Source organism: Veillonella sp. CAG:933, from assembly GCF_000431435.1.
GTDB lineage: Bacteria > Bacillota > Negativicutes > Veillonellales > Veillonellaceae > Veillonella_A.
Genome location: NZ_HF986180.1, coordinates 1 through 6,736, shown reverse-complemented (window position 1 = coordinate 6,736; position 6,736 = coordinate 1). Strand labels below are relative to the sequence as shown.

Genomic DNA, 6,736 nt, shown 5'->3' with positions numbered 1-6,736 from the left:
CAGCCGCGTTAGGTGCGGTATGGTAGCCGTAGGAAGAAAGCCTAAAGTTGTATAGCGTGGCGAAGTACCGCAAGGCGATAAGAAAGAGAATTGCAGATGATAAGTTTTAATAACGTGAGTGATGCGATTTACATACCAGAAGAGCAGATAAAAGACATTTACAAAGCATCAAAAGGCAAAAGCAAGAGAGAAGAGGCGGCGATAGTAAAAGCGGATATTGAGAAGCACAGAAGAATTTTAGATAAAAAATTAAGAAATAACAGTTTTATACCGAAACGGCATAATACAAAGACCATACAGGAAAATTCCTGCAAGAAAACGCGAAAGATCGTTAAGCCGAAATATATGTATGAGCAGATGGCACATCATGCTATTATGCGTGTTTTCGTACCTATTGCAATGCGCGGAATGTACTACCACGTATACGGGAGCATACCGGGGAAAGGCGTACACAGAGGCAAAAGGACGGTTGAAAGATGGATACGGGAGGACGGCAGGAATTGTAAATATATTTATAAACTGGATATCCGGCATTTCTTTGAAAGCGTACCACATAGGCGGTTAAAGAAAGCGATTAAAAGGAAGATCAGAGACAGGGATTTACAGAAGAAATTATTTCTCATTATCGACAGTCACGCGCCGGGGCTGCCGCTGGGATATTACCCGTCTCAATGGTTCGGGAATTTCTATTTACAGCCTTTAGATCATTTTATAAAAGAAAAGCTGCGGATAAAGCACTACATAAGATACATGGACGATATGGTACTATTCTCAAACAATAAAAAGGAACTGCACCGGGCAAGGAAAGAAATAGAGAAATTCGTACATGAAGAGCTGGGGCTGGAGATTAAGAAGAACTGGCAAGTATTCAGATTTGACTATATAGACCGTAAAGGAAAGCACAGAGGCAGACCGCTTGATTTTATGGGATTTAAGTTTTACAGAGACAGAACAGTATTACGAAAGAGCATCTTGAAGGGCATCCGGGCGAAAACCAATAGAGTGCGCAGAAAAGGGAAAATAACGTGGGTAGATGCGGCGTGTCTCTTATCGCGTATGGGCTGGATGTGGCACAGTGATACTTACGCATATTACGAAAGATACATAAAGCCTTATATCAAAATAAAAGTGCTTAAAACACTTGTTTCTAAGCACGCAAGAAAGGAGAACGAAAAGAATGGAATGGTACAGCGCAGAAAGCACGGCAGAAGAAAAACCAAAGGAGCTGGACATAACGAGCAGCCCGGAAACGGTATATATGCGCCGGAACATTACCCAGCAGACAGTGCTTGACGAAGAGGGAGAAGAGACGGGAAAGAAATGGGTATATGAAGAGTGCACACAGAATAAAGCGGAGTATGAACAGCAGCAGGCAGCGCTTACAAGCCCGGTCACAACAATGATTATGCAGGAAATTGCATCATTACAGCTTGCGCAGGCAGAAACACAGATCACACTTGAACTGATGGGAGTAGAGGGGGCATAAGGATGTACGAAGCATTAAAAAGAAAGTACGAGATGGGATACATTACAAAAGATACGCTGAAAGGCTGGGTAAAGATTGAAAAGAAATTAGCCGGGCGAGGAATTACAGAGCAGCAGTATGAAGAAATCACAAAAGAGAAATACACCGAGTAAAGGACGGAGAACAGGGGCAGAAAATGGTGGAAGATATCATAAATTATGTATCCTCTAACTGGGTGGCGTGGGTATTTGCAGCAGGGTATGGCGTACTGATCGCAATGCTGAAAAAGGAGCGCACACAGAATAAAGCACTAAGAGAGGGAGTACAGGCACTATTAAGGCAGGAAATTATAGATTTCTGCCTGCGATACGAGGACAGAGGGAGCGCGCCAGTATGGGCAAAGCAGGCAGAGGAAAAGGCATATAAAGCATATGAAGCATTAGGAGGAAATGACGTAGCACACGCCATGCACGAAAGATTTATGAAGCTGCCGCCCGTGGATGGGAACGACACGCCGGAGAGAGCAGAGGATTGAAATGGCAACAAGGCAGAAAAGAACAACAAGAAGAAAAAGAAGAACAGCGGCAATAAACTGGCTGTGGGAGTTCAGTAAGAAAGTAGTCTGGACGGTAACAATTCTATACGCCGTTTCGTTTGTGTTCGCTATGCTCATAAGCTGGCAGGAAGTACAGTTTTTAGGAAACACGGCGGCAATTACAACGCTTATTACAGAGGCAAACGAAACTTTTCGGGTGGTAGTAGGCGGTTACATGATTAAGGCGGGTGTAGAAAACGCCTGCAAGATCGTAAAAAGCAACAGGACGGAGGAAGTACAGCAGACAGAGAACGAGGAAGAAGCGCAGGGATAGGAGGCGCAAAGATGCTTGATTTTATACTGGCATACTGGAAAATTCTTTTAACCGTGTATCTGATCGGCGCAGCACTGACATTTGCAGCAACGGGGATTTTCCTGTTATGGACAGGAAAAAAGGAAGACGAAGAAAGGGAGAAATACCCGGAGTATTACGAGGATATGGATAATATCGGGCGGTGGGGATACTGCATAATTGCGCTGGTCGTAAGTATCTTAGTAGGAATAATGTGGGTAGGGCTGCCAGTCGTATTAGCCGGGGCGCTGATATTTGACTGGATAATGAAAAAATACCCGAAATTATGGGGGCAGTTTGGAAATACAGAAGAGGACGAAAGCGAAGAAATGGAGAAATGAAAATGGAGAAGATTATTTTTGTAGCAGCAGTGGTTTTGATTGCAGTAATGGTACTTACGTTATGGGTAAATATCATTGTTGCGATCACAAAAAAAGTAGTGGCATGGGATAAATTCCCGGTACAGGTATGGGTAATGATTGTAGCCGTTGTATCAACGGTAGTAGCGGCGGCAGCGTTGGCGCAGTATTTTGGCATTGTAATGTTATGGTATTACTGGCTGGCAGCGGTAGTTGTCGGGCTTCTCGTATGTTATGCGGCTATGTTCGGTTACGATAATTTGTATAAACAGATCAACGAGACTTTACAAAAGATAAGGGAACTGCTGGCAGGAACTACAAAAGAAGAATAAAAGCGGGAGAAGAATATGGCTGTAAAAATTGGACATGCATCTATTGACGAGAGAGGGAAAGCGCAGGGCGGAAGTGCTGGAGATCAGACCGGGAAAGAGGTTTGTACAAGGAGCTGGTACAATAAACCGTGGATTTGCGTAATTAGACCAAAGAGCGCAACGCACGCGGAGAAGATCGCAAAGGCTATGGAGCAGGCTTGTGCGAACAATAAAATTGGTTACGATCAGTACCAGCGCACAACGCTCTATACACAGGCGAAAGCCTGCGGGTGGGATTTAAGCAAGATTACTACGGCTTGTGAAACGGATTGCAGCGCCCTTGTAGCTGTATGCGTCAATGCTGCCGGAATTACGGTAAGCAAGGACATTTACACAGGAAACGAAAAGAGCGCGCTTAATGCAACAGGAAAATTTGAGATACTCACGGCGAGCAAATACTTAACCTCTGACGCATATCTGAAACGCGGGGATATTCTGCTGGCAAGCGGGCACACCGCTATTGTGCTTTCAAACGGTTCAAAGGCAGGAGCAAGCACAGGAGGCGGCAACAGTTCCGGTTCTGTATCATCCTCAACAAAAGCAGAGGCAGCGCAGGATTTTGATAAGTCGCTGGCAGGAACGTATAAAGTGACGGCATCCGCGCTGAATATCAGAGCCGGGGCGGGAACGGGCAAGAAGTCATTAGGAACAATCCCGAACGGGAAAACGGTACAGTGCTATGGATACTATACGAAAGTCGGCAGTGTAAAATGGCTGTACGTTACATATAACGGCATCACGGGATTTTGTTCCAGCCAGTATTTGAAAAAAGTATGATGAACCGGGAAGAGGCTGGGAAAATTCTGGCAGCGCTTGTGATTTGCGGCAGCAATAACAGGAGTTGCGCAGAGTGCCCGGCATACGACACAGAAGCAGGAAGAGACGCACAGCAGAGAGCTTGCAGCGAGCTTTTAAGCGAAGAGAACGTAAATACAGCACTGGAAATAATGAGAGGATGAAAAAAGAGCGGGATGGCACAACAACCATTCCCGCTCTTAAATTACGATCTGCTTTGAAGCTCAAAAATAATAGTATTGATTTTGTTTTGATTTTCGGAATTGTTGAGACAGCGGATAACCCGCGCTTTTCCGTCTATTGTCTGCAATTTTATTCCTATGTAATTCCCCATCTTTTTTTCAAAGCCGGAAATCTGCTCAACGGATATGATCTTATCAAAAAGAACACTTTCCGTAGCAGTTTGGTTGCCGTCCTGTTTGTAGTAAAAACAACGCTTGTTCGTTAAGGATAAAACAGCTACGGAAAAGACAAGATTTTCAGCCTCACACTTTCCGTCTATGCTGATCTCTATATTTTCCCCGTCAAGCAACATCTTTCCAAACAGATTATTTGCCCGGACATCACAGACCGCCTGTTTTTCGGGCTTTTCTTTCTTTTTAAACAATCCCATAAAATAGACCTCTCTTCCTTAAAAGATATCGTTTCCGACCTTTAACACAATTTTAGGCGGCGAATGTGTTAAAGTCAAGAAAAATTCTGATTATTAACAAGTGGTGGACAGGGGAACAGGTAAAAGATGAAAATTTACAGCTACAAAGGAAAGAAAAACCTTTGCGGGCGGCGCATTAAAATGGCGAGAGCAGAGAAGCGCATAACGCAAACAGACCTTGCGGCAAGAGTACAGACACAGGGGATAACACTGGAACGCGACAGCATAAGCAGAATAGAGATAGGCACAAGATTTGTAACAGATTATGAGCTGAAAATATTTGCAAAAGTGCTGGGCGTAAGCATGGAATGGCTGACCGCAGAAGATGAAGCGCTACAACAATAATGCTGTAGCGTTTTATTTTTTGTTGAAAATGGCTCAATGAGTATAAAAGCATTGACAAACAAGCTCAATGGGTATATAATAAGATTACAATAAAAGAGACGGAAGAAAGGACGTTGAAACATGAAAGCGGTAGAAGGATTAAAAAAACATGATTACATTGTAGAGTGCAAAGACGAGGGCGGCGAGGTTTTTGGATTTGACACAATAGAAGCAGCGGCGGAATATGTAGAAAAAATGTTTCCGAAAATGACAAAAGAAGAGGCAATAGATGGAATAAAGAATGATACAAATTGCGATTGGGTATTATTCGAGGATGGGAGCGTAATATTTAGATATTACGGAAAAGGGTATAACGAAAAATACACAGACGAGTTAAGAAATACAGGGCACAAGATGTAAAAGGGGAGTGATGATATGACGATAGAAGAGGCGCGCAAAAAGCAGGGAATGAGCAGGCGCGAGGTATCGGACTGGCTGGAGATACCATACAGGACATTGCAGAACTGGGAAAACGGGGAACGGAAATGCCCGAAGTATATAGAAAAGCTAATTGTAGAAAAAATATTACAGGGCAGACAATAACAGAGTTTATGAAAGCCGCAGAGTTTGACAATCTGCGGCTTTTAATTTAATATGGATACGAAAGAGGCAAGGGATGGCGAACAAAAAGGGCAGCAGACAGTTGCAGAAAAGGGATAGAATAAGAATAGAGGCATTATTACAGGCTGGGCATTCAAAGGCGGAAATAGCGGGCATGATCGGAGTACACAGGAGCACTATATATAATGAGATCAAGCGCGGACTATATGAGCATCTGAATAGCGACTATACAACAGAAATGCGATACAGCGCAGACCTTGCACAGCAGAAGTATGAGGAAAATTTAAAGGTACGCGGAACACAGCTTAAAATAGGTAATGATATTAAGCTGGCAAATTACATAGAGGATAAAATCATTAACGAGGATTACAGCCCGGCAGCAGTGCTGGGGCAGTTGACAGCACAGGGAAAGTGGGCGGAGTTTGATACAAAGATATGCACAACTACGCTTTACAGCTACATAGACAAAGGAATATTCCTTAAATTATCAAACAAGGATTTGCCAGTTAAGGCAAACAAAAAGAGGCAGTATAAAAAAGTAAGGAAACAGCAGAAGAGAGCAGAGGCAGGGGAAAGCATAGAGAAACGCCCGGAAGAGGTAGAGAGCCGGGAAGAGTTTGGACACTGGGAAATGGATAGCGTAATAGGACAAAAGAAAAAATCTAAAAATACTCTGCTCACACTTACGGAGAGAAAAACAAGGGATGAAATTATATTCAAGTTACCAGATCACACGGCAGGGGCAGTAGTAACGGCTTTAGATACATTAGAGAAAAAATGGGGAGAACTTTTTAAACAAGTCTTTAAAAGTATCACAGTAGATAACGGCACGGAGTTTGCGCTGTGCGAAGAGCTGGAGAGATCAGCGATCAATGAGGGAGAGAAACGGACAAAGCTATACTATTGTCATCCTTATAGCTCATGGGAGCGCGGAACAAATGAGGTAACAAATAAGATGGTACGCCGCAAAGTACCGAAAGGCACAAACTTTGACGGAAAGACAGAGGAAGAGATACAAGAGGTAGAGGACTGGATAAACGGGTATCCGCGCCGGATACATGGATATCGCAGCGCGGCAGAAGTGTTTGAGGAAGAGATAAGGAAACTTGCATAGATTGAATGAGGATAAAAACGGGCTGACAATCACGCCAGCCCTAAAGGTATGTGGGCATATATGCAAAATTAACAACATAAGTAGAATGGAATTATACAAAATGCTGAAAGTGAAATTTTGTCGAAAAAAAGGTTGAAATTTTTCAATT

Annotated in this window: 13 protein-coding genes; 12 read left to right on the top strand and 1 reads right to left on the bottom strand. The window is 43.3% G+C overall.

From position 1 onward, the window contains the following. The first annotated feature begins 96 nt into the window (after positions 1-96). Genes QZL64_RS04340 through QZL64_RS04305 form a run of 8 tightly spaced genes read left to right on the top strand, consistent with a single transcriptional unit; the run spans position 97 to position 3,859 of the window. Positions 97-1,293 carry an RNA-directed DNA polymerase gene (locus QZL64_RS04340; protein WP_296309308.1) on the top strand — a complete coding sequence of 399 codons (1,197 nt, stop codon included), beginning with the start codon at positions 97-99 and terminating at the stop codon, positions 1,291-1,293. After that, on the top strand, positions 1,286-1,486 hold the full coding sequence (locus QZL64_RS04335; protein ID WP_296309306.1) for a hypothetical protein: 201 nt from the start codon (positions 1,286-1,288) through the stop codon (positions 1,484-1,486). Before QZL64_RS04340 ends, QZL64_RS04335 begins: the two co-directional genes overlap by 8 nt. Before the next feature lie 2 nt (positions 1,487-1,488). Next, positions 1,489-1,638, top strand: a complete 150-nt coding sequence (locus QZL64_RS04330) for an XkdX family protein (protein WP_021840775.1) — start codon at positions 1,489-1,491, stop codon at positions 1,636-1,638. A gap of 23 nt (positions 1,639-1,661) precedes the next feature. After that, entirely contained in the window at positions 1,662-2,000 is a 339-nt protein-coding gene (locus tag QZL64_RS04325; RefSeq protein ID WP_021840774.1) for a hypothetical protein, read from the top strand. Between the two features lies 1 nt (position 2,001). Then, a complete protein-coding gene (locus QZL64_RS04320; RefSeq protein ID WP_021840773.1) occupies positions 2,002-2,334 on the top strand; it encodes a hypothetical protein in 333 nt (110 codons plus the stop codon). 11 nt (positions 2,335-2,345) lie between these two features. Further along, positions 2,346-2,693: a hypothetical protein gene (locus tag QZL64_RS04315; protein ID WP_021840772.1), complete on the top strand. Its 348-nt coding sequence runs from the start codon at positions 2,346-2,348 to the stop codon at positions 2,691-2,693. Between the two features lie 2 nt (positions 2,694-2,695). Beyond that, positions 2,696-3,043, top strand: coding sequence for a hypothetical protein (locus QZL64_RS04310; protein ID WP_021840771.1), 348 nt, complete (start codon positions 2,696-2,698; stop codon positions 3,041-3,043). Between the two features lie 15 nt (positions 3,044-3,058). After that, positions 3,059-3,859, top strand: a complete 801-nt coding sequence (locus tag QZL64_RS04305) for an SH3 domain-containing protein (protein ID WP_021840770.1) — start codon at positions 3,059-3,061, stop codon at positions 3,857-3,859. Between the two features lie 223 nt (positions 3,860-4,082). On the opposite strand, the gene QZL64_RS04300 is transcribed toward QZL64_RS04305, so the two are convergent. Beyond that, a complete protein-coding gene (locus QZL64_RS04300) occupies positions 4,083-4,490 on the bottom strand; it encodes a hypothetical protein (RefSeq protein ID WP_021840769.1) in 408 nt (135 codons plus the stop codon). A gap of 126 nt (positions 4,491-4,616) precedes the next feature. Between QZL64_RS04300 and QZL64_RS04295 the strand changes: the two genes are divergently transcribed. The 4 genes from QZL64_RS04295 to QZL64_RS04280 all read left to right on the top strand — a co-directional run bounded on the left by QZL64_RS04295 (position 4,617) and on the right by QZL64_RS04280 (position 6,588). Beyond that, the gene (locus QZL64_RS04295) at positions 4,617-4,874 is read left to right on the top strand and encodes a helix-turn-helix domain-containing protein (RefSeq protein WP_021840768.1); all 258 of its coding nucleotides are present in this window, start codon (positions 4,617-4,619) and stop codon (positions 4,872-4,874) included. A gap of 120 nt (positions 4,875-4,994) precedes the next feature. Further along, a complete protein-coding gene (locus QZL64_RS04290) occupies positions 4,995-5,273 on the top strand; it encodes a hypothetical protein (RefSeq protein ID WP_021840767.1) in 279 nt (92 codons plus the stop codon). Between the two features lie 15 nt (positions 5,274-5,288). Further along, positions 5,289-5,456, top strand: coding sequence for a helix-turn-helix domain-containing protein (locus QZL64_RS04285; protein ID WP_021840766.1), 168 nt, complete (start codon positions 5,289-5,291; stop codon positions 5,454-5,456). Positions 5,457-5,529: 73 nt separating this feature from the next. Continuing rightward, positions 5,530-6,588 carry an IS30 family transposase gene (locus QZL64_RS04280; RefSeq protein ID WP_021840765.1) on the top strand — a complete coding sequence of 353 codons (1,059 nt, stop codon included), beginning with the start codon at positions 5,530-5,532 and terminating at the stop codon, positions 6,586-6,588. Positions 6,589-6,736 lie beyond the last annotated feature (148 nt).

What these genes read in the sequence shown, in the direction of transcription:
- QZL64_RS04280 (WP_021840765.1), top strand. Translation starts at nt 5,530, where the DNA reads ATGGCGAACAAAAAGGGCAGCAGACAGTTGCAGAAAAGGGATAGAATA.
- QZL64_RS04285 (WP_021840766.1), top strand. Translation starts at nt 5,289, where the DNA reads ATGACGATAGAAGAGGCGCGCAAAAAGCAGGGAATGAGCAGGCGCGAG.
- QZL64_RS04295 (WP_021840768.1), top strand. Translation starts at nt 4,617, where the DNA reads ATGAAAATTTACAGCTACAAAGGAAAGAAAAACCTTTGCGGGCGGCGC.
- QZL64_RS04320 (WP_021840773.1), top strand. Translation starts at nt 2,002, where the DNA reads ATGGCAACAAGGCAGAAAAGAACAACAAGAAGAAAAAGAAGAACAGCG.
- QZL64_RS04300 (WP_021840769.1), bottom strand. Translation starts at nt 4,490, where the DNA reads ATGGGATTGTTTAAAAAGAAAGAAAAGCCCGAAAAACAGGCGGTCTGT.
- QZL64_RS04315 (WP_021840772.1), top strand. Translation starts at nt 2,346, where the DNA reads ATGCTTGATTTTATACTGGCATACTGGAAAATTCTTTTAACCGTGTAT.
- QZL64_RS04310 (WP_021840771.1), top strand. Translation starts at nt 2,696, where the DNA reads ATGGAGAAGATTATTTTTGTAGCAGCAGTGGTTTTGATTGCAGTAATG.
- QZL64_RS04305 (WP_021840770.1), top strand. Translation starts at nt 3,059, where the DNA reads ATGGCTGTAAAAATTGGACATGCATCTATTGACGAGAGAGGGAAAGCG.
- QZL64_RS04330 (WP_021840775.1), top strand. Translation starts at nt 1,489, where the DNA reads ATGTACGAAGCATTAAAAAGAAAGTACGAGATGGGATACATTACAAAA.
- QZL64_RS04340 (WP_296309308.1), top strand. Translation starts at nt 97, where the DNA reads ATGATAAGTTTTAATAACGTGAGTGATGCGATTTACATACCAGAAGAG.
- QZL64_RS04325 (WP_021840774.1), top strand. Translation starts at nt 1,662, where the DNA reads ATGGTGGAAGATATCATAAATTATGTATCCTCTAACTGGGTGGCGTGG.
- QZL64_RS04290 (WP_021840767.1), top strand. Translation starts at nt 4,995, where the DNA reads ATGAAAGCGGTAGAAGGATTAAAAAAACATGATTACATTGTAGAGTGC.